At 60.7% G+C, this 19,217-nt stretch carries 19 protein-coding genes and 2 pseudogenes; 6 read left to right on the forward strand and 15 right to left on the reverse strand.

Annotated features, from left to right (window positions below; translation table 11 throughout):
* Positions 1-15: 15 nt before the first annotated feature.
* Positions 16-219, forward strand: a pseudogene (locus NJ75_RS00885) (transposase); the annotation flags it as partial.
* A 63-nt stretch (positions 220-282) separates the two neighbouring features.
* On the opposite strand, the gene NJ75_RS00890 reads toward NJ75_RS00885, so the two are convergent.
* The 4 genes from NJ75_RS00890 to NJ75_RS00905 form a co-directional block, all read right to left on the reverse strand.
* On the reverse strand, positions 283-3,252 hold the full coding sequence (locus NJ75_RS00890) for a Tn3 family transposase (RefSeq protein ID WP_014072601.1): 2,970 nt from the start codon (positions 3,250-3,252) through the stop codon (positions 283-285).
* A gap of 91 nt (positions 3,253-3,343) precedes the next feature.
* Positions 3,344-4,762, reverse strand: coding sequence for a mercury(II) reductase (gene merA / locus NJ75_RS00895; protein ID WP_039330847.1), 1,419 nt, complete (start codon positions 4,760-4,762; stop codon positions 3,344-3,346).
* A gap of 37 nt (positions 4,763-4,799) precedes the next feature.
* Positions 4,800-5,129: a heavy-metal-associated domain-containing protein gene (locus NJ75_RS23635; protein WP_004213249.1), complete on the reverse strand. Its 330-nt coding sequence runs from the start codon at positions 5,127-5,129 to the stop codon at positions 4,800-4,802.
* 12 nt (positions 5,130-5,141) lie between these two features.
* A complete protein-coding gene (locus NJ75_RS00905) occupies positions 5,142-5,537 on the reverse strand; it encodes a mercuric transporter MerT family protein (RefSeq protein WP_014072602.1) in 396 nt (131 codons plus the stop codon).
* Between the two features lie 76 nt (positions 5,538-5,613).
* Between NJ75_RS00905 and NJ75_RS00910 the strand changes: the two genes are divergently transcribed.
* Together NJ75_RS00910 and NJ75_RS00915 are read left to right on the forward strand one after the other, a co-directional pair.
* Positions 5,614-6,036 (forward strand): MerR family transcriptional regulator, encoded by a 423-nt coding sequence (locus tag NJ75_RS00910; RefSeq protein WP_039330852.1) that lies wholly within the window; start codon positions 5,614-5,616, stop codon positions 6,034-6,036.
* 167 nt (positions 6,037-6,203) lie between these two features.
* A complete protein-coding gene (locus NJ75_RS00915) occupies positions 6,204-6,764 on the forward strand; it encodes a recombinase family protein (RefSeq protein WP_017184234.1) in 561 nt (186 codons plus the stop codon).
* Between the two features lie 84 nt (positions 6,765-6,848).
* Here NJ75_RS00915 and NJ75_RS00920 read toward each other — a convergent pair whose 3' ends face one another.
* From NJ75_RS00920 to NJ75_RS00950, 7 genes and pseudogenes are all read right to left on the reverse strand, one after another.
* Positions 6,849-7,943, reverse strand: a complete 1,095-nt coding sequence (locus NJ75_RS00920) for a Cj0069 family protein (RefSeq protein ID WP_137776362.1) — start codon at positions 7,941-7,943, stop codon at positions 6,849-6,851.
* Between the two features lie 71 nt (positions 7,944-8,014).
* Positions 8,015-8,683: a superoxide dismutase gene (locus tag NJ75_RS00925; protein WP_171007877.1), complete on the reverse strand. Its 669-nt coding sequence runs from the start codon at positions 8,681-8,683 to the stop codon at positions 8,015-8,017.
* Positions 8,684-8,758: 75 nt separating this feature from the next.
* Positions 8,759-9,250 (reverse strand): annotated as a pseudogene (locus NJ75_RS00930) (chromate transporter); the annotation flags it as partial.
* 69 nt (positions 9,251-9,319) lie between these two features.
* Positions 9,320-10,396, reverse strand: coding sequence for a hypothetical protein (locus NJ75_RS00935; RefSeq protein ID WP_236727034.1), 1,077 nt, complete (start codon positions 10,394-10,396; stop codon positions 9,320-9,322).
* A 36-nt stretch (positions 10,397-10,432) separates the two neighbouring features.
* Complete coding sequence (locus tag NJ75_RS00940) at positions 10,433-13,411, reverse strand: Tn3-like element ISMpo10 family transposase (RefSeq protein ID WP_012449407.1); 2,979 nt, start codon at positions 13,409-13,411, stop codon at positions 10,433-10,435.
* 4 nt (positions 13,412-13,415) lie between these two features.
* The gene (locus tag NJ75_RS00945) at positions 13,416-14,000 is read right to left on the reverse strand and encodes a recombinase family protein (protein WP_010339849.1); all 585 of its coding nucleotides are present in this window, start codon (positions 13,998-14,000) and stop codon (positions 13,416-13,418) included.
* A 133-nt stretch (positions 14,001-14,133) separates the two neighbouring features.
* On the reverse strand, positions 14,134-14,610 hold the full coding sequence (locus tag NJ75_RS00950; protein ID WP_010339850.1) for a YkgB family protein: 477 nt from the start codon (positions 14,608-14,610) through the stop codon (positions 14,134-14,136).
* Positions 14,611-14,714: 104 nt separating this feature from the next.
* On the opposite strand from NJ75_RS00950, the gene NJ75_RS00955 reads away from it, so the two are divergent.
* The 3 genes from NJ75_RS00955 to NJ75_RS00965 all read left to right on the forward strand — a co-directional run bounded on the left by NJ75_RS00955 (position 14,715) and on the right by NJ75_RS00965 (position 15,826).
* Positions 14,715-15,257: a MarR family winged helix-turn-helix transcriptional regulator gene (locus NJ75_RS00955; protein WP_010339851.1), complete on the forward strand. Its 543-nt coding sequence runs from the start codon at positions 14,715-14,717 to the stop codon at positions 15,255-15,257.
* 82 nt (positions 15,258-15,339) lie between these two features.
* Entirely contained in the window at positions 15,340-15,534 is a 195-nt protein-coding gene (locus tag NJ75_RS00960) for a type II toxin-antitoxin system RelE/ParE family toxin (RefSeq protein WP_230960668.1), read from the forward strand.
* A complete protein-coding gene (locus NJ75_RS00965; RefSeq protein ID WP_039330864.1) occupies positions 15,524-15,826 on the forward strand; it encodes a HigA family addiction module antitoxin in 303 nt (100 codons plus the stop codon). The genes NJ75_RS00960 and NJ75_RS00965 overlap by 11 nt, the downstream gene beginning before the upstream one ends.
* Positions 15,827-16,129: 303 nt before the next feature.
* Here the strand turns inward: NJ75_RS00965 and NJ75_RS00970 are convergent, their stop codons facing one another.
* From NJ75_RS00970 to NJ75_RS00985, 4 genes are all read right to left on the reverse strand, one after another.
* Positions 16,130-16,966, reverse strand: a complete 837-nt coding sequence (locus NJ75_RS00970) for an alpha/beta hydrolase (protein ID WP_062780548.1) — start codon at positions 16,964-16,966, stop codon at positions 16,130-16,132.
* Positions 16,967-17,362: 396 nt separating this feature from the next.
* Positions 17,363-18,256 (reverse strand): hydrogenase nickel incorporation protein HypB, encoded by an 894-nt coding sequence (hypB, locus tag NJ75_RS00975; protein ID WP_007015761.1) that lies wholly within the window; start codon positions 18,254-18,256, stop codon positions 17,363-17,365.
* Positions 18,256-18,498 carry a hydrogenase maturation nickel metallochaperone HypA/HybF gene (locus tag NJ75_RS00980; protein ID WP_011536540.1) on the reverse strand — a complete coding sequence of 81 codons (243 nt, stop codon included), beginning with the start codon at positions 18,496-18,498 and terminating at the stop codon, positions 18,256-18,258. Before NJ75_RS00980 ends, hypB begins: the two co-directional genes overlap by 1 nt.
* Complete coding sequence (locus NJ75_RS00985) at positions 18,498-19,217, reverse strand: HoxN/HupN/NixA family nickel/cobalt transporter (protein ID WP_007015759.1); 720 nt, start codon at positions 19,215-19,217, stop codon at positions 18,498-18,500. Before NJ75_RS00985 ends, NJ75_RS00980 begins: the two co-directional genes overlap by 1 nt.

Raw genomic sequence — 19,217 nt, forward strand, 5'->3', positions numbered from 1 at the left:
GAGGAAGGGTCTACGATGAGCAAGACGACGAACAAGTTTGCACCGGAGGTTCGTGAGCGGGCCGTCCGCATGGTGCTGGACCACCAAGGCGACCATTCGTCCCGCTGGGCGGCGATCACATCCATTGCCGAGAAGATCGGCTGTTCGGGGCACACGGTGCTAGAGTGGGTAAAGAAGACTGAGGTGAACAGCGGCAAACGTGCTGGCGTTCCCACCGAACTGGGCGTCACCTCAAGGTTTGTTCGCCAGACAACGATTTCTCGGACATAAGCGGAACATGGGCTACGCTACACGCTTCAACCGCGCCATTGGCTCGTTGAGTGGGTGGAATTCACCTGCTGGAAGTCGCCTGGCCTGCTCCCAGAGGTAATCGCCGGTCAGACTGATGTGCGCCCAGCCCATCGGAGAAAGGTGCGCAAGCAGTGCCGCATCGAACGTCGTGCCGACAGCGTTGAGGTGCTGGGCGGCCCGGTCGAGATAGACCGTGTTCCAGTAGGAAATCGCCGCAATCAGCAGGTTCAGCCCAGATGCGCGAAATTCCTGATTTTCCAGCGAGCGATCGGTGAACCGACCCTGCCGGTTGGTATAGATGGCGGCGGCAAGCGTATGCCTCGCCTCGCCTTTGTTGAGACCGGCCTGACAGGCACGTCGCAGTTCCGGTTGTTCAAGCCAATCGAGCGTGAACAAAGTGCGCTCGATACGGCCCAGTTCAGCCAATGCAAAATCCAGCCTGTTCTGGCGTTTGTAGGCGGCAAGTTTTCGCAAGATTACTGACGGCGCCACCGTGCCATCCTTGATTGAGGCGACAATCCTGACGATGTCATCCCAATCGGCCTCGATCGCTGCCGTTTTGATGGTGCGGCCCATCAGATTTTCGATGCCCTTGTATGTCGATGGCGCAGCGATCGAACCCAGCTTGCGGTCGCCAATATCGCGCAGCCGGGGCGCGAAGCGGAACCCGAGTAGGTGGCAGAGTGCGAAAACATGATCGGTGGCGCCGCCGGTATCGGTATAGTGCTCATGCAACGGAAGGTTGCCGGCGCCCAGGACAAGCCCGTCGAGCACGTAAGGCGCTTCACCTGCCGTCGCGGACATGATCCGTGATCCGAATGATGCGAAGTGATCGGAAAGGTGAGAATAGATTTTCACGCCAGGTTCGGCGCCATATTTGGCATTGACGTCCGCCGCCCCTGAACGGCTCCGCCCCGACCGGAAGAACTGGCCATCGGACGACGAACTGGTGCCAGCGCCCCAATGCCGCGCGAAGGGTAATTCGTGATGGGCTGAGATGATCATGGCCAGCGCGGCCTGATAGTTCTCGGGTGAAAGATACCAGTTGTGGGTCCATGCGAGTTGGGCATAGCTGACGCCTTCGCTGGCATTGGCCATCCGCTCCAGCCCGAGGTTGGTGCCATCAGCCAGAATTGCGGCGAGTACCGTGCTGGGGTTGTCGTGCTCCTTGCCTGAGCGCAGGTCACGGAATGCGTTCAAAAAACCAGTGCGTTCGGCGACTTCAAGCAGCAGCTCGGTGATGCGCACGCGGGGAAGCAGGGTATCGAGCTTGCGATCGAGGGCTTCAGCTTCCGGTGGGGTGACAGGCGGCATTTGCTGAAGCTTGAGCCGGTCTCGTTCGAGCGACACTCCCTCAAGCTTGTTTGTTTTCAACTGCTTGGCAAATCGGCGCAGCCGCCAGTCAAGATTTCGTGCCCGGTCAGCGAGGTAGGATGCAGCATTTGAATCGAACGGAAGCACATCCGCCACTTTGGCGGCGTCGCGCCGACCCAGCAAATAGGCATCGAAGCGCTGATAGTTGCGGGTTCCCTCGATCCATACATCACCGGCGCGCAAACGATCACGCAAGGTTGCCATGATCGCAATTTCATAACGTCGGCGGTCGATACGGCCGCTTTCGGTGATGAGACGCTTCCACTGCCGATTGGGGAATGGCAGTGGAACGCCATCGGGAAGGTCGCGCGACTTTCGTGTGTTCGCATCGCGAATGACATCGATGGCTTTGATCAGTGCCGTCCCTGTTCCAGACGCCTTGAAGGTGAAGGCGTCCAGAAATGCCGGGCTGAAACGCCGTAGCGTGGCGTAACGCTCGGTTGCCGTTACCAGTGCGTCCTCGCCGGCAAGATCAGCAAGGGCATCTACTTGGGCCTTTGCCGCAACAAGCCGGTGCCAGCCCACCGCTTCGTCAATCAATTCGAGCGGATCGCCGCCATTCTGGACAGCCTCATCAAGTGCTGTAATCGTGGCGCCAAACAGCCGCATGAGTTGCCCCACCGACTGAATACTATCTTGGTAGCGACGCTCGCGCCCACGCCGCGCGCGCGTGAACATGCCGCCGATAAGTCGGTCAAACATTTGGATCGCGGCATCGGCAAGTCTGGCCTCGAGGTCGATCACTGCGGCCGTCAACGTCGCCCGCCTGCGATTGACGCTGTAATCCGAAAGCAGGAATGCCGGTGCCACGCCGCCCTCGCGGACAAATTGGGCAAAGCGGAATTCCGGAATGGCGCCCCCAACTACCGGGTGGATACCTATGCCGCGAACATAGCGCAGGCGCTCAAGCAAGCCATTGATATTGGCCGCAGTCGGGGCTTCTTCGAAATTACGCAACCACGCCAGCGGTGTCATGCCGAAATCCGGGTTGTTGATTACGAGTTCGTCTAGCCGTGTCAGTTCAGCAGAGCTGAGGCCTTCGACGATTGCGGCTGCGGCAGCTTTGCGTGCGCGTGCCCGGCCAGCAAGACCGGCGCGTTCCAGTGTGTCGCCTGACGGAAGAATGAACCGCTCACCCTTCAGGCCAACCATGAGGGCGCGAACAATCGGTTCACCTCTGTCTGTATACTCGGCGGCTTGCGCGGCAAGATTCAGGGCAAGTGCCAGGTCGCCGCGTCGAAACGGGCGTATGCCAAGATAACGCGCCACGAGATCGGCATGATCGGTACGGGTTTGCGCGCGCTGACCATATGCAGAGAAGGAGGAAGGATCGACGAATAACTGTGCCGCGAGGTACTGAAGAATGACGTCGGGAAGCCCGATCTCGGGTTGCAGACCAAAGCCGGGATGTCGCATCAAAGCGATTTGTGCAGCCAGACCGAGTCGATTTGCTGGACCATAGCGGCGCCCAACCAATTCAACATCTTCCGCAGAAAGGGTATAATGCCCAATGATCGCGGTTTCTTGGACAGGAGGATCGAACAGGCGCCGGCGCTCGTCTCCGGTCAGAAGTCGGCGTCGTGCCATTTTGCTCTCCCGCTGAGGCGAATTACAAAATTGACACCAAAGCGGCTTGCACTGGAGGGAGGCCATTCGTTGCCGGTTGATCCCCGAGCAATCACCCGGCGCAGCAAGACAGTTTGGCGACATCCTTATCAAACGTTTGGGCCGCCAGTTTGAGGCCTTCCACAGTGGTCAGGTAAGGAAATATCGTTGCACCCAATTCCAGGGTGGTCATGCCGTGTTTGATCGCCAGCACCAGTGTCTGGATCGAATCCGCGCCTTCGGGTGCCATGATCTGGCCGCCCAGCAAACGGTCGTTCGCCTTGTCGGCAATCAGTTTGATGAGACCCCGCGTATCGCGTGCTGCCAGTGCCCTTGGCACAGCATCGAGCGGGAGCAGCGAAACCTTGATGTCCAGGCCTTGCGCCCGTGCTGTCGTTTCAGTGAGGCCGGCGCTGGCGACTTGCGGGTCGGTGAAGACGACGGATGGCATGGAGGAATTGTCGTAGCGGTATTGGTTGCCCGTCACCGCGTTGCGCGCGGCCAGTTTTGCGCCATAGGCGGCCATGTAGACGAACTGGTCCCGTCCCGTTACATCGCCCGCCGCGTAAATGCCTGGAACCGACGTTTCGAGGTGGTCATCGACGACGATTCCACCATTACGGGCAAGCACTATGCCGCGCTCCTCCAGCCCAAGCCCGTCGCTATTGGGTCGGCGTCCGGTGGCGATGAGCACCTGTTCCGCCGCGACGGTGTCACAATGCCCCTCGCAGGTCAATTCGACCCCGCTCTGTGTTTGGGCGATACGCTGATAGCCGACACCTGCGCAAACCCGCACGCCCTCGGCTTCCAAATAGTTTTTCAGCGCGGCACTCACTTCCGGGTCCATTTCGGGGAGCAGGCGGCTTCGGCAGCAGATGGTGACATCAACGCCCAGACGCGAAAACATCTGTCCCAGTTCTACCCCGATCACCCCGCCACCGATCACCAGCAGCGATTTGGGCAAGCGATCCAGCGCCAGCGCCGATGTGCTGGTTAGGTAGGGCACGCTGTCCATCCCCGGAATCGGCGGCACGGCGGCGTGCGCACCCATCGCCAATATGACCTTGCCGACCTTCATGGGCGCATCGCCGACAATCAGCGCACCATCGGCAAAGCGTGCCTTGCCCTCGATATAGCTCACACCTTCATAGGCGGGCAGCAGATCGACATATTTTTTTTGGCGCAGCGTCGTGACAAGATCGTCCTTCGACGCCGCCAATACGGACCAGTCATCCATCTGGACAGCGCCCCCAAGGCCGGGAAAGCGCGCGGCGGCAAGCCCACCATGCACCGCTTCGGCGGCGCGGATCAGCGTCTTGGAAGGAACGCAGCCAACATTGACACAGGTGCCGCCAATCGTGCCGTGACCGACGAGCGCCACTTTCGCGCCCAGATCGGCAGCGGCGATCGCGGCGGAGAACCCGGCAGAACCCGCGCCGATGACGGCAACGTCAAATCCTTCCTGCCCGGGGCGGTTGCAACAGTCGTTCATTGCTTATCGCTTTCTTGAGGCGCTGGCGGCGCCCCGCTCAGTTTTGAATAGCGCGCGCCGGATAACCCGCGTTGGTTGATGCAGCGGCAATCGCAGCAGCATTGGTGCGGCGCGGGTTATAGGTTGCGCGCGCGGTCTTGGCTGCGAAATCGACCGTGACCGCCGTTACCCCGGCGACGCCTTCCATCGCCTTCTTCACGGTGATCGGGCAGGTGGCGCAGGTCATGTTCTCTATGGCAAAGGTGGTTTGCTTCTGAGCGGTTGCGGTAGCCGCGGGGCGATCTTGCGCCGTGCCACTAACTGCATAGGCGACCCCGCCGCCAGCCATAGCCAGCACGGCCATAGCGATACATACTGTCTTTTTCATGGGTATTTCCTTTCAATAGAACCAGGGTGCCCACCAGTCGATGGTGAGCGCCAGGATGGCGACGGCAAGGCCCAGCCACAGCACCGCCTTGGTGGTCCAAGCCGATTGTGGACGAGCGCAGTAGGAACCGTCTTCACAGGGCGGTTTCGGCTTGAAATAGACATGCCAGAAGCCGTAGCCGAGCAGCGCGAGCGTTACGCCTGCGACATAGGGCTTGTAAGGTTCGAGCGCCGTCAGGTTGGCGATCCACGCGCCGGAAATTCCGAGCATAACCAACAGTAGCGGGACGACGCAGCAAGCCGAGGCGAGCCCCGCGCCGATCAATGCGCCCGCCGCAACCCAGTTTGCCTGCTTCGGCTCGTGGTTTTCGGTGAGGGCTGGCTGTCCCGCTTCCGGCGTTGAGACCATGGCTTGAATCCCTTGTTCCAACTGAGTGATTCGCAGTGTAGGCTCTGTAGCCACTACAGACTCAAGAGGTATTTTCATGGAGCAACAGGTCGGCATCTTGCGTGCCCAGCTTGCCCGGAAAACAGGCTGCAATCTCGAAACCATCCGCTATTACGAGAAGGTGGGATTGCTGCCGGGGCCGCCTCGCAGTTCCAACGGCTACCGCGTCTATTCGCCGGAACTGGTGCAAAGGTTGCAGTTCATCCTGCGCGCGCGCGACCTTGGCTATGCAATGGATGACATACGGTCATTGTTGTCGCTCACCGATACCGGTGCACAAACCTGCGCGGAGGTTATGGCGAGAACCGAACTCCACCTTGAAGATGTCCGCCGCCGCATTGCAGATTTGCAGAAGATAGAGGTGACGCTGGCGACCACGTTAGCCAGATGCACTGGAGATGACGTTGCCGAATGTCCCATCCTGGAAGCACTCCAGTTTTTACCCCATCAAGGCAATTGACGCCATCTTTGAGGGATTTGATTTTGTGATGTCAGCTTGGAGTATAGCCTAACCGGACGTCAGGATGCAGCGGCGGTTTCTGTCAGGATAGGGTTATGGCAAGCATTTATTGACGCATGTTCCGCCGTGTCATAGAATTCAACCTGACATTTTGACCGGAGGCGGCGATGAAAGGCCAGAGGATCGGTTACGTCCGGGTGAGCACATTCGATCAGAATGTCGATCGCCAGTTGGACGGGCAGTCGCTCGACCGGATTTTCACCGACAAGGCATCGGGCAAGGACATCAACCGCCCCGAACTCGATGCCATGCTCGCCTTCGCCCGCGAGGGTGACACCGTCGTGGTCCACAGCATGGATCGATTGGCGCGTAATCTCGACGATCTGCGCAAACTGGTTCAGTCCCTCACCAAAAGAGGCGTCCGGATCGAGTTCGTGAAGGAAAGCCTGGCCTTCTCGGGCGAGGATTCCCCGATGGCCAACCTGATGCTCTCGGTCATGGGTGCGTTCGCCGAATTCGAGCGCGCCCTGATCCGGGAGCGGCAGCGCGAAGGCATTGCGGTCGCCAGACAACGCGGTGCTTATCGCGGGCGGAAACGTTCCCTCTCCGACGAAATGGTCGCCGAGCTGCACCGCCGTGTTGATGACGGCGAGCGCAAGGCCGTCATCGCCCGTGACCTGGGGATCAGTCGCGAAACCCTCTACCAGTATCTCCGCGCTGCCACCTGAGCCGGTTTCACCCAGCCTCGCTCACCCTTAGGCTTGTCTGATTGATACGACCAATGTCACGTCTCTTGAATTGCTTGAATCATATCAATGAGGATTGGAGGTCTCCTTCGTCAAACGAATGGCAAGAGCGCGACCGATTGCCGCTGCGGCGACTGGCTGGACGGCGCTTGGCGGAAATGGTGCAACCGAACTAGCATTGATCTCGCAAAGCGCATAGGAGCCATCGCTGATGGCTTCACCAGGGCGAAATAGGAAGTCGGCGTCCCAAAGAAGCGGAAGATCGTGGTCGGCGATCGACAGCAACCTTTGCATCTCTGGAATCCAGCGATCCTCCATCGCTTTCCGTAAGGCTGCGAAGCGCGTCACCTCCGGTCCGAACATGGCGCGGCCCATCGGCTGTGGGGTTGACGACGTTGTATCAATGGCCGTTGGCGTCATCAGCGCAGTGATCAGGTTGTGCCCAAAGCCAACCACTCGGTGCCCGCACACGTAGCAGCGGACCATGCCCTCGGACGACTGCGGCTGATAAGCCTGATCGATCAGCACGCCGCCGTCGTTTAGAAACGGCACCCACCTTTCCAAGCACTCGGCTAGGCTGATGCGCTCCGATTTGCTTCCTTGGCGGGCCTCTTGAACTTTCACCGACGTTTTCAAAGCCGGAGCGTTTCCCGCTTCGTCTAGTTGGACACGCCATACATTCCTGCCGCCGTTGCCGTAGTTCGGCTTCAGCACGCGCGGGCCTGCGGCAAGATGTTCGGGGAAACGAGCGCGAAGGCCTTCAGCGTCCACGTATCGATCGACATCGCTGCCCCATTCCATGGATCGCGTTGTGTAGAGCACTTCCTTGACGCCGATTTTGGCGATCACGTCAGGATGCGCGCTGACGACAACGCCGCACGCCGCGACTTCGCGCAGCATCGGGTCGAGCACCGAGCGGTCGCCTGAAATGTCCAACGGATTCACCCAGACCAGCACCGCGTCGAACGACAGCAACTCGTCACGAATGTCGCGAACCGCTTCGTCTCTGTACAGTACAGGCCTTGTGGTCGCCCCGAACGACCGCAAGGCTTGAACGATCGGCCACTGCCGAGCTTCATGAAAGCGATGCGTCCACTCGGCCGCTTGTCCGCGCCAAAGAAGAGCGATGTTCGGGCCGGATGTCACTGTTGCATCTCCCATCGGACCTGCCCCCTTTGTGGTCGCCAACTCAGGTGTCGCGCAGAAGTGGGTGTTGATCCTCGGCGGACGGGTCAGCCGCCGCCGCGCAAAGCCGCGGCATAGCGGCGGTCGACCACTTCCCAGTCGATGTTGCGGAAGAAGGCGTCGACGTATTTGGCGGCGGCGGTGCCGTAATCCATGTGAAAACTATGCTCGTACATATCGAGCGCCAGCAGCGGCACGCCGGCGATTGCGCCGTGCATATGATCCCACGCCCAATGGTTGTGCAGCGAGCGGGTGTGGAGATTGTAGACGAGCACGCACCAACCTGATCCGCCGGCAAGACTCATGCCGGTGCGGCGGAAGTCGGTCTCCCAGCGGTCGAACGAGCCGAACGCCGCGCCCAGCGCGTCGCGGATCGAGCCGGCTGCTTGACCGTTGCCGCCCAGCCCGTCGAAATAGATTTCATGGAGCACGACCGAGCCGGTGCGGTGCAGCTCCTCGCGCTTGAGGCCGCCATAGACCACCGGCGGTAGGTCCGGGTCAGCGAGCGCGGCGGCAAGGCGTGTTTCGATCATATTCAACGCCTTGACCGAGCCGGCATAATTGTTCTCGTGGTGCGATGTGATCAGCCTTTCGGAGAGGCCGTGGAGCCTGGCGGGATCGAACCTGAGCGGCTTGATCTGATGATTGCCGGCGAATGCGAGGACATTCGTCGGCGCTGCGGTCGGCGTCTGCGCCGAGGCTTCGTTCATAGTCATGGCTGCGGCTCCAATGCCAAGAGTTGCGATTGCACTGCGTCGGGAAAATTGGTCGATCGTCACACGTCACTCCCTTCAGATGATCATTACATATGCGGCCCCGAGGACGGAGCAGACGCCGAGCACCGGCAGCATGCCGGCCTTGAACCGGAACATGGCGAGGATCGCACCCACCGCCAGCGCTAACGCGGGCCAGTCGACGGACGTCAGGACTGGGAGATCGATGGCGCCGGCCGCGAACGGCACTTCGCGGACTTGCCCGAACAAGGTGTGAATCCCGAACCAGACTGCCAGATTGAGAATGACACCCACCACTGCGGCGGTGATCGCCGAAAGCGCGGCCGACAATGCGCGGTTGCCGCGCAGGCGTTCGATGAACGGCGCGCCGGCGAAGATCCACAGGAAGCAGGGCAGGAAAGTGACCCAGGTGGTGAGAATCGCGCCCAACGTCGCGGCGATGAGCGGCGGCAGTCCGGTGGCCTCGCGGAAGGCTGCCAGAAAGCCGACGAACTGCGTCACCATGATCAGCGGCCCGGGCGTGGTCTCGGCCATGCCGAGCCCGTCGAGAGGGCATAGCGTGGGAGGTACGCCAAGCAACGCTAAGGACGAACAATACCGGAACGGCGTGCAAGGGCATCACCTGCGGAGGCCGATGATGCCCAGCTCTTGCCACATCCACGTAAAATCATAGGTAGCCATTGGCTCGCCGACCCCGGATTTTGCTGCGCCATTCTCTATATATTTGAGCCAGTCGGCCACTTTCGCCCGGCCAGCCTTCGTGCGGGCCAGAGCGCGCGGCGTCTTGTTGCCAAGGGCAGGCACCGCTTCATCAAGCGTTTTGGTATATTCGCGTGTCAGCATATCATGAACGATGCGCTCCATTTCGTCCGGCGGGATATCGAGCGGCTCTTCCTGCGGAGCGCGGGCGGCGTCATCAGCCATGAACTGGGCCAGAGTCCGGATTTCGGTCATAGGTGTGCTCACGCAATCACCAAGCCATTCGCCCATTTGCGCAATCGCTTTCTCCGCACGGGCGGCACTATTGACCTCAACGATCAGTTTGCGTCCCGCCAACTCGACATTGGCGAAGACGGGTGTGCCGTCCTCCATGGTCGTCACAAAAGCCTGCCCGCCTTTGGCCGTTCGTGGTTTTCTCTCCTTCGTCACCGGCACCAGCCAGTTCCAGAATGTGTCGCTGGCAGGCTCCAGCCATTGTGCCGCGTTCAGCCTGCGAACCACGCTCTTGCCGATCACGCCCTTGGCCAGGGGGAAGACGATGCGGTGGAACACAAGATCATCGCCATCGGCGTTGACCATATCCGGCATGGTGCCAGGCATGGCTTTGCCCAGACAATCGAGCAGCCACATGTTCGTGAACATCGGGCCTGATGCCCGTAAAATAGCATCCCGGTCGGTCTGGTTTAGTTCGGAGGTGTCCTTTGCATCGTCCGCAAGCCGGCCAAACGCGTCGATCAGTTGTAGGGCGCCATCAGCGCTGAACGGCAACAGCGCGCCCGAGATGCCATGGCGACCGTTCACATCGACAACCCGTGCAGCGATCTTGTCCCAGTTGACGAGGGTCTGTGTCGCGCCGTGTTCGCGGACCGTGACTGGCGCAACATCCCGCAACAGATCACGCAAGGTCATCGACTGACCGGGGACGACCTCGCTAACCTCATAGAGCGACATCATCGTATCCCGCAGCGCGCGCATATAGGGGTCGGTACACAGAACGGACCCAGATATACGCTAAGGTTTTGCCGTGCCTTCGACGGCGCGCATCTGGCGAAGCGGTCTGAGCGCGGTGGATGGCGCATCGGGATCGGTCCAGAGGTAATCGCCGGTGAGATTGATATGCTGCCAACCGAGCGGTGATAGGTGTTGCAGCAGGTCCGGCGGGACCGGCCGGCCGAGGTTGGCGAGATGCATCCGGGCGGCTTGCAGGTAGGTCGTGTTCCACAGGACGATGGCACCGGCGACGAGGTTCAGCGCGCTCGCCCGATGGCTTTGGGCTTGCAGCGCATGATCGCGGATACGGCCGATGCGATGGAAGAAGATGGCGCGTTTCAGGGCATTTTCCGCTTCTCCCTTGTTGAGTTCGCGGGTGGCGCGGCGACGCTGTTCGGGCTGCTCGATCCAGTCGAGCGTGAACAGGGTACGCTCGACGCGACCGATCTCGCGCAACGCCAGTGCCAGGCCGTTGGCGCGTGGATAGGAGCCGAGCCGTTCCAGCATGATCGAGGCGCTGACGACGCCTGTGCGGATCGAGGTTCCCAGTCGCAGCACGTCGTCCCAGTGTGCCTCGATCAGACCTTCGTCGATGCGGCCCGCGACCAGCGGCGCAATATCGGGGCCGGGTTCGATGCCGTTAAACAGGTGCAAACGGCGTGCGGCGATATTCGGGATACGCGGCGCGAACCGGAACCCAAGCAGATGACATAGCGCGAACACATGGTCGGAGACGCCCCCGCCATCGACGTGATGCTCTTCGATGTGCAGATCGGCGCCGTGGTGGAGCAGCCCGTCGAGCACCTGTGCCGCCTCGCTCGCCGAAGCGGAGATAACTGTGGAATGGAACGGCGCGTAGCGATCCGAGACGTGGCTGTAAAAGGAGACAGCCGGCTCTGTCCCCTTGTGCGGATTGACTGCGCCGGTTGCCTGGGCGCGGCGGTCGAGCGGAAAGTTCTGACCGTCTGAGCTGGACGAGGTGCCGGACCCGAACAGCGCGGCCAGCGGCGCGGTGTGTTGGGCGTCGACAAGCCGGGCGAGCGCGCGACCGTAGGTTTCCTCGCGCAGATGCCACGAGGCGAGCCAACCGAGTTGGCGCTGGGTCACGAGATTGCAGGCTTCCGCCATGCGCGTATGGCCCAGATTGGTGGCATCGGCGAGCACCGCCGTGAGGATCGCACGTGGTTCATCCGCGGCACGGCCACTTTGCAGATGCGTGAAGCACTGGCTGAACCCGGTCCATCGATCGACTTCGGCAAGAAGGTCGGTGATGCGGATCGCGGGCAGATGCGCATAGAGCGGCGCAAGGGCGGTATCGGATTCCTCGGGAGTAATCGCCTTCAAGGGCGAAATCCGCAGCCTGCCCAAGCTGAGCTGCACGTCTTCCAGCGCGTCCGTCTCCGCCTTTCGCTCGACCTCGGCCAATCGACGGGCGAGGCGGGCGCGTCGTTCGGCCAGCCAGATATCGGCCGTATCCGGTGCCGGTATCGGCAAGGGGCCGGCCGCGCGCATGTTGGCGAATACGGGGGCAGGAATGAGTTGCTGCTCGACAGCACGATAGCGTCGGCTTCCCTCGACCCACATGTCGCCGGCGCGAAGCCGGTCGCGAAGCTCGACCAGCACGCACAATTCATAGATCCTGCGATCGGGAATGCCGGTGCCGATCGCCCGACGCCAAGCTTGCCGGATGAAGCCGACTGGCGTGCCTGCAGGCAATTTGCGCAGATGACCAAAATGAAGGTCGCGCATGATCGCGACCGCTCGCGCGAGCGCATGGCAGGCTGGCACCGCCCCGAATGTGAACGAGGCGATGAACGAGGGACCGACCTGTCGGAGGACGGGGTAATTGGTCGCGGCGACCGCGACGGGATCGACCGAATCGGGGCGGATCAGCTTGCGGGCTTCATCGACCTCGCGGCCGAGATCATTCCATCCGATCGCTGCCTCGACCGCAGCGCCGATATCGCCACCTGATATCTTGGCGGCGAGCAAGGCAGCGCCGAGTTGGGCAAGCAGCCGGATTTTGCCGTTGATGGTGCGCCGGTTGCGCTTGAGTGTCGTGTCCGCGCTGTTCTGTTCGCGCCGGAACATCTGCCCAAGCAGGCGATCGAACATCAGCACCGCATCGTCGGTGAGGGTAACGATGGTTTCGAGGATGGTCGCCACCAATGTGGCGCGACGCCGCGTCGCTTGCAGCGTCCGAACATGTTGCGCGGTCAGCCGCACGCCTTCCTGGCACAGGCGTCGGAGGCGCTCGGGATGGACGCCTACGGCGATATCCGGATCGATCCCGATGGCCCGAAGCAGTGTCAGTCGCTCGATGATGGCGGCGAATGTCTTTCGGCCGGGCTTGCCGGGTGACTGCCGCACCCAGGCCAGATCGCTCAAGTTCGTGCCTGTGTGGGGCAGGAGAAGCGCATCGAGCAGCCGGCGCTGTCGAGCATCGAGTCCTCGGGTCAGATGCTCGGCGACATGGCGTTCGGCATCGAGCAACGCCTGTGCGACCATCCGCTCGACCGAACTGATGCCCGGCACAATGATGCGCCGTCGCCGGCACTCATCCAGCATCACGCGCGCCAGCCTAGCCCCGCTGGTCGTCGTCAGCGCGATCGGCAGGAGCCATTCCTGCAACGTCGTTCGCAGCGGCCGACTGAGCGGCATGAAGCCGAATGCATCGCGCAGTGCATCGAGCTGTTCGTACCGGGTCGGGCCGCGCGTCGCGTAGTCGGCCAGCACCTCGGGTCCGACCTGCAATTGCTCTGCGACGAACGCGAGCGGCGTATCAGGGATCAGTTCACCGGGTCGCAGGAAACGGCCAGGATAGCGCAGCGCGCAAAGCTGGATCGCGAAACCCAGCCGGTTATGCGGTCGCCTCCGGCGGACGATGATGGCCAAGTCGTCCCGGCTCAATGTCCAGTGCTGGACGAGCAGGGTTTCGTCGTCGGGAAGCGCGAGCAACGCCGCGCGTTGCTCGTCCGACAGGACGGCGCGACGCGGCATCGGCTTAGACCTTGGCCGGTGCGGTCCAGCCGATCCGGGCAAGCGTGCCGAGAAGGGTCGAACGCGGCACCTTGAAGGTCCGGCAGACGGACGCCTTGCTGGCCCCGCCATCCAGCGCGGCGGTGATCCGCTCGAGCGTTTCGGCGTCGATCATCGGCGGGCGGCCACCTTGGCGTCCCCGGCGTTTGGCAGCAGCCAGTCCCGCCATCACCCGTTCGCGCGTGAGCGCACGCTCATATTGTGCCAATGCACCGAACAGCGAGAACAGCAATTCGCCGTGCGGCGTGGTCGTATCCATCTGCTCGGTCAGCGACCGGAACGCGATGCCGCGCGCCTTCAGATCGGTGACGATCGTCAGCAGGTGCGGCAGCGAGCGTCCGAGCCGGTCGAGCTTCCACACGATCAGTGTGTCGCCCGCGTTCAGATAGTCGAGGCAGGCTTTCAGGCCTGGTCGGTCGTCGCGCGCGCCGGATGCCTTGTCGGTATGGAGATGCCGATGATCGACCCCGGTTGCGACGAGCGCGTCCCGCTGGAGATCGACCGTTTGGCGGTCATCGGTCGTTGACACCCGCATATATCCGACCAGCATGTACGACAAACCCTCGAAAGCATGTTTTCGAACACCCTATCAAAGCGACAGGGTTTGTCGATCGTTATGGGCTGAGGCGGGTATGGTTCGGCAAAAGCGCAGGTCCGGAGCGTCGCCTATCACCTGTTTGCCGTCACGCGTCTGCTGTCCGTATGGACGCAAGTAGAAGGCACGCTGATGCCGCAAGAAGCACCAGGTCCTTCAACAGGAACTGTCCGGTTCCGGCCGAAATCGCCGGGAACCCGCCAGCGGTCGGCTCGGCGACGCCAGGCGTGCTCAGGAAAAACGTCAGTGTCACGGCATAAGTCAGGCATGACATCGCCGCGCCGAGAGCGGAGGCCGTCTTGTTGAAAGCACCGATAATCAGCGCAGCGGCCGTCGCGAGCTCGACGGTGCCTATAAAATAGCTTCCACCCTGCACCCCAAAAACGGCCGGAATCCAGCTCATGATCGGACTGTTCTTCATCAATGGCGCGATGCCCATCGCTTCATAGCTCGTGAATTTCATGCAACCGAACCAGAGAAAGATGACCACCAGCGCCCAGCGCAGCAACGCGAGAGACCCGCGAGAGCCGGTCGTCTTTTCAGCTATGTGTAATGTCGAAAACATGGTGCCTCGCTTTCATCATGGCGCATGACCTGCCTTCATGCTTAGACAGGCGTGATATATGCGCTGCGCATACACTATACGCCGTCAATGAATGAGGCAACCCTTTGAACGTACTCTCGGACCGGCTCGTCAATCTGTTCGGCGCCCTCGCAGTGGGCATCACCGATCGAATTAAGAAGGCGGCATTCGACCCGACGATACCCGGCGGTGGCGAAACCACCGCGGCGATCGTCGTCATCGGTCACGCGACCGGTCTTTCGATCGACGAATTAGGACGGGTGCTAGGCTTGTCCCACGCGGGGACGGTGCGGCTTGTCGATCGATTGGTTGCAGCCGGGTTCGCCGTTCGATCCAAAGCGCTACGGGACCGTCGTGCAGTAGCGCTGATGCTCACTGAGGCAGGCGAGACTCGCCTATCTGCGATCCTGCAACGAAGAAACGAGACTTTATCCGAAATCCTTAGCCATGTCTCGAATGCTGACCGCCTCGTGCTGGAACGTATTGCCGAGACAATACTTGCGCAGATGTCTGACGACGCTGTCTCGGCGCTGACGATATGCCGGCTCTGCGACGAGAGGCGATGCTACAACTGTCCGATGGATGCCTTTGGAATGCTGGAGTCGTCGACGCATAGAGTCGACCCATAAGTGCGCGCAGAGACGCTTAGCGTATATCTGTGCCCGTTCTATGTCCTGACCCCTGGTTGGAGATGCGGGGCGACTGCGCAAGATGCTCGCCTTCATCGACGCTGCGGAAAGCTTCGAGGAGCTGTCGGTGCCTCCGAACTTCGGATTGCATGAGCTGACAGGCGATCGGAAGGGGATCTGGTCGATGACGGTTACGAGAAACTGGCGGATGACCTTCGGTTTGAATGACGAAGGCGCGCTGATCGATATGGATCTGGAGGATTATCATGGCGCTTAAGATGCACCCGTCGCTCGCGGTCCACGTGGGGGACTGGCTGAAGACGGAAATCGTGGAGCCCGCGCAGGTCAGCGTGACGGCTTTGGCCGAGCATTTTGGTGTATCGAGGCAGGCATTGAGCACCTTGCTGAATGGCAATTCGAACCTGTCTGCCGATATGGCTATCCGGTTTGAGAAGGCCTTTGGCATCAAGGCCGACACGCTGTTGCGGATGCAGACGACCTATGAACTGGCCCAGGCTCGCAAGCACGAGCAGGATATAAAGGTCGAGAAACTCGCAACAGCTGCCTGACATCGCCAACATAACCGACATTCAATGGCAATTACCTGCCCCCTGAAACCCTCCGTTCGTTCATCAAACTACAACATCGGCACCAACAACCGATCTTGGGGACGAAGCCGTTATTCCTCCCCGCATCGCCAAAACGTCGGTTTTCGACAAGAGCCGACTTACGCGCACCGGGCCAACCTCGTCGATTGGCATGGCCGTACGTAGGTGATGCAGTGCATCCCGCGGCGAGGACGAGTCATCAGGACTTACGCAATGCCCAGTGCCTTCGCCCTAGGGGCGGACCCAGCCCAACCATCTCGCGCTTCATCGTGCTAGACTGCGAACAAGATAGGTCTCGAGCTTCTTACGAAACGCAGGGTCATTAGCGCGAACCACTTCATCGTGTCCCAAGCCCTCCAGTATCCACCACTCGCTTCCTGGCGGTGCTGCCCGGTACATGGCTTCAATCTCAGCGGGAGGAGTGTATGCGTCGAGCTCTCCCCCAACCACCATGACCGGAACGCGAACCTTGTTCATGGCTGCGAGGGGAGACAATTTATCCGGTCCAACTCCATAGCGTGGAATGGACTGATAGCTCAGCATCGGTTCGATTGCCACTGCCGGCAGGGTCCCGACGGCGGCTTCGATGCGATTGAAAATGGCCGTGCGAATGTCAGGGTAGACCGACATCATCACAAGAGCGTCGACGTCGAGAGGGCCTCTGTCGCCAAGAACGCTGGCCGCACCGCCCAGAGAGAAACCGATTGCCCCCAGCTTGCTCGCGGGGTGCTGCTGCCTGAGCCACGCGAGTGCGGCATGGGCATCACGGGCTTCAAGATAGCCGAAACTTTTGCTTTGTGGACTGGATTGGCCATGTCCGCGCATATCGATGGACAGCACGGAATAGCCTTCGCCTGCCAACCACGTTGCCATATCGAGCATATCTCGCCGATTGCCGCCGTTGCCGTGCAACAAGAGAATGGCCGGGGCGGTGGAATCGTCAGCCTTCCAGTAACTCGCAGCGATCTCGACCTGATCCGATGTCGTCAACCGGATTTCGGTGGCGGGCGCGGGGGCAGGTTCAACCGACGCGTTGGTCGCGCCAGTCATTGCCGAACCAACAACCCAGATGCCGGTAAGTCCGGCAATCAAAGCCAGCATCCCCATACAGCCCAATCGTGTTCGCCACGTTAGGAATGATCGCCTTCTTGCCTTTGAGGACATTTCAACCTTCGCCAAGGCTGGAATTTTCGAGGGTCTATCACAATATAATTCAAAGCTATGTTAATGTGACCGCTTTTGGCTTGTGTCCGGAAAATCCGGTTCCGGGATGCCAATTGCAATAGCTGCGGTTAGGGTTTGGCAGGCTGCTGCCGCCAACAGAGCCGTCGTTCCCGGTCTCAGAACCAACCGTTGAAACCGGACATAGATTCACGCGGCGGATCATGGGTGAAACAGGGCCGGTTTCGGACCGTCCGGTCTGGGCTCTAAAACTAAAGAAAGCCGCCATTCCTCGATAGGGCAAGATGACGATCTTAGTCCCGTGGGCAGTCCCGCCTAAATGAGGCACCCGCCATCCGCGGCTGCTGACGCCATTGCTCGCAGAAAATCGTACCACGCGTCCATCCCTTCACCGGTGCGGGCGGAAACCAGCAAGACGCGCGCATTGGGGTTTACTGAGGAGATGTTTGAGCGGCATGCGGCCTCGTCGAATCCAACATGCGGGGCGAGGTCGATCTTGTTGATCAGCACCACCTCTGCTGCGCGGAACATGTGCGGATATTTGAGTGGCTTGTCCTCGCCCTCCGGGGTGGAGATAACGGCGACCTTCATCCGCTCACCCAGATCGAACATCGCCGGACAAACAAGATTGCCGACATTCTCGATCAGCAGCAACGAGCCGGATTTCGGTGCGAGTTCTTCAACAGCGCGGGCAACCATATCGGCTTCGAGGTGACAGCCGGCCCCTGTGTTGATCTGGATTGCACGGGCCCCCGCTTCGCGAATGCGCGTGGCATCATTGGCCGTCTGTTGATCACCTTCGATAACGGCAATCGGCAGACTTCCTTCCAGCGCCCGGATCGTGGTTTCGAGCAAGGTCGTCTTGCCAGCCCCAGGCGAACTGACGAGATTGAGCGCGACAACACCGCGCCCTTCGAACCAGCCCCGGTTGCGAGCCGCCTGGCGATCATTCCGGTCAAGCACGGCGGTTTCCAGCGATACACGCGCCGCTTGTTCACCGTGGTGGTGATGGTCATGCCCGTGATCATGATGATGGTGATGATGGTGCCCGTGTGAATGATCATGATCGTGTGAATGATTGTGATCGTGGGTGTGGTCATGATCGTGGGAATGGTCATCGCCGCCGCGAAGCAGCACTCGCTTTCCGGTTTCCGGGTCGATCATCGCGATCTCGTTGTCAGGATCGGTGCATCCGCAGGTGCCGCACATCAGGCCATTTCCTCCATATCGAAATCCTTGATGATGAACTGGTCGGTCTCGCCTTCCAGAAATTCGAGTGCAGCCTTCTCGAGCAGCGTACCTTCGCTCGCCACCTCGAATGAAAATCGGATCGCCTCGCGCTCTACGCAGGCATAGGGGCCGACTGCCAGGCGAACACGCGACACCCGCCGACCCTGCGCGTGATCACCAACAATGGCGACAATATTCCGGGCAAGAGACAGCTCGTGCATCAGGCCGCCCCCAACACGCCAGGCAGGTTGGCGTAGATCGTGTGCAATCCCAGGCCAAGTGCCAGCACAGCCAACGACAGATTCAGCGCTCGATGAAGTCGCAAGGCAACACGCTCTGCATAGCCAAGCGGCCAGGAGGCGACAAAGCTGAGCGCAGCCATTCCTGCAATTGAGCCAACTCCGAACAGCAGGACATAGATAACCGCCAGCAGAGGATCACCAACCGAAGCGACTGCCAGGGTAAGCAGGGCAGCCGATCCTGCCGCGCCATGCACCAGCCCGACAGCCAGCGCTTTCAAGGGAAATTTGTGGGGGTGAGAGTGTTCGTGGCGGCTCGCATCATGGGGCGCCCGTTCGCCAAGATGGCTGTGAGCATGAAAATGACGTTCGCCATCGGAATGATCGTGCAGATGGAAATGCACCCGTGCCTTGCGCATCCGCCAAAGTACATCGCCCCCCAGCAGAATCAGCATGAAGCCAACGGCGCTCTCCAGAAGGGCTGCCGTACGGCCTGTCAATGCCATGCCCAGCAGGATCACTGCAGAACAGATCGCGAGCAGGGTGAGCGTATGCCCTAGCCCCCACGCAGCACCCCGCAGCACCATCGACCGGCGCGAATTCCGTCCCGTGGCCATGGCACCGACTGCGGCGAGGTGATCGGGTTCGAGCGCATGGCCCATTCCGGCAAGGAAACCCAGGGCGATCAACGAGAGTTGCAT

Source organism: Novosphingobium subterraneum (assembly GCF_000807925.1).
Taxonomy (GTDB): domain Bacteria; phylum Pseudomonadota; class Alphaproteobacteria; order Sphingomonadales; family Sphingomonadaceae; genus Novosphingobium; species Novosphingobium subterraneum.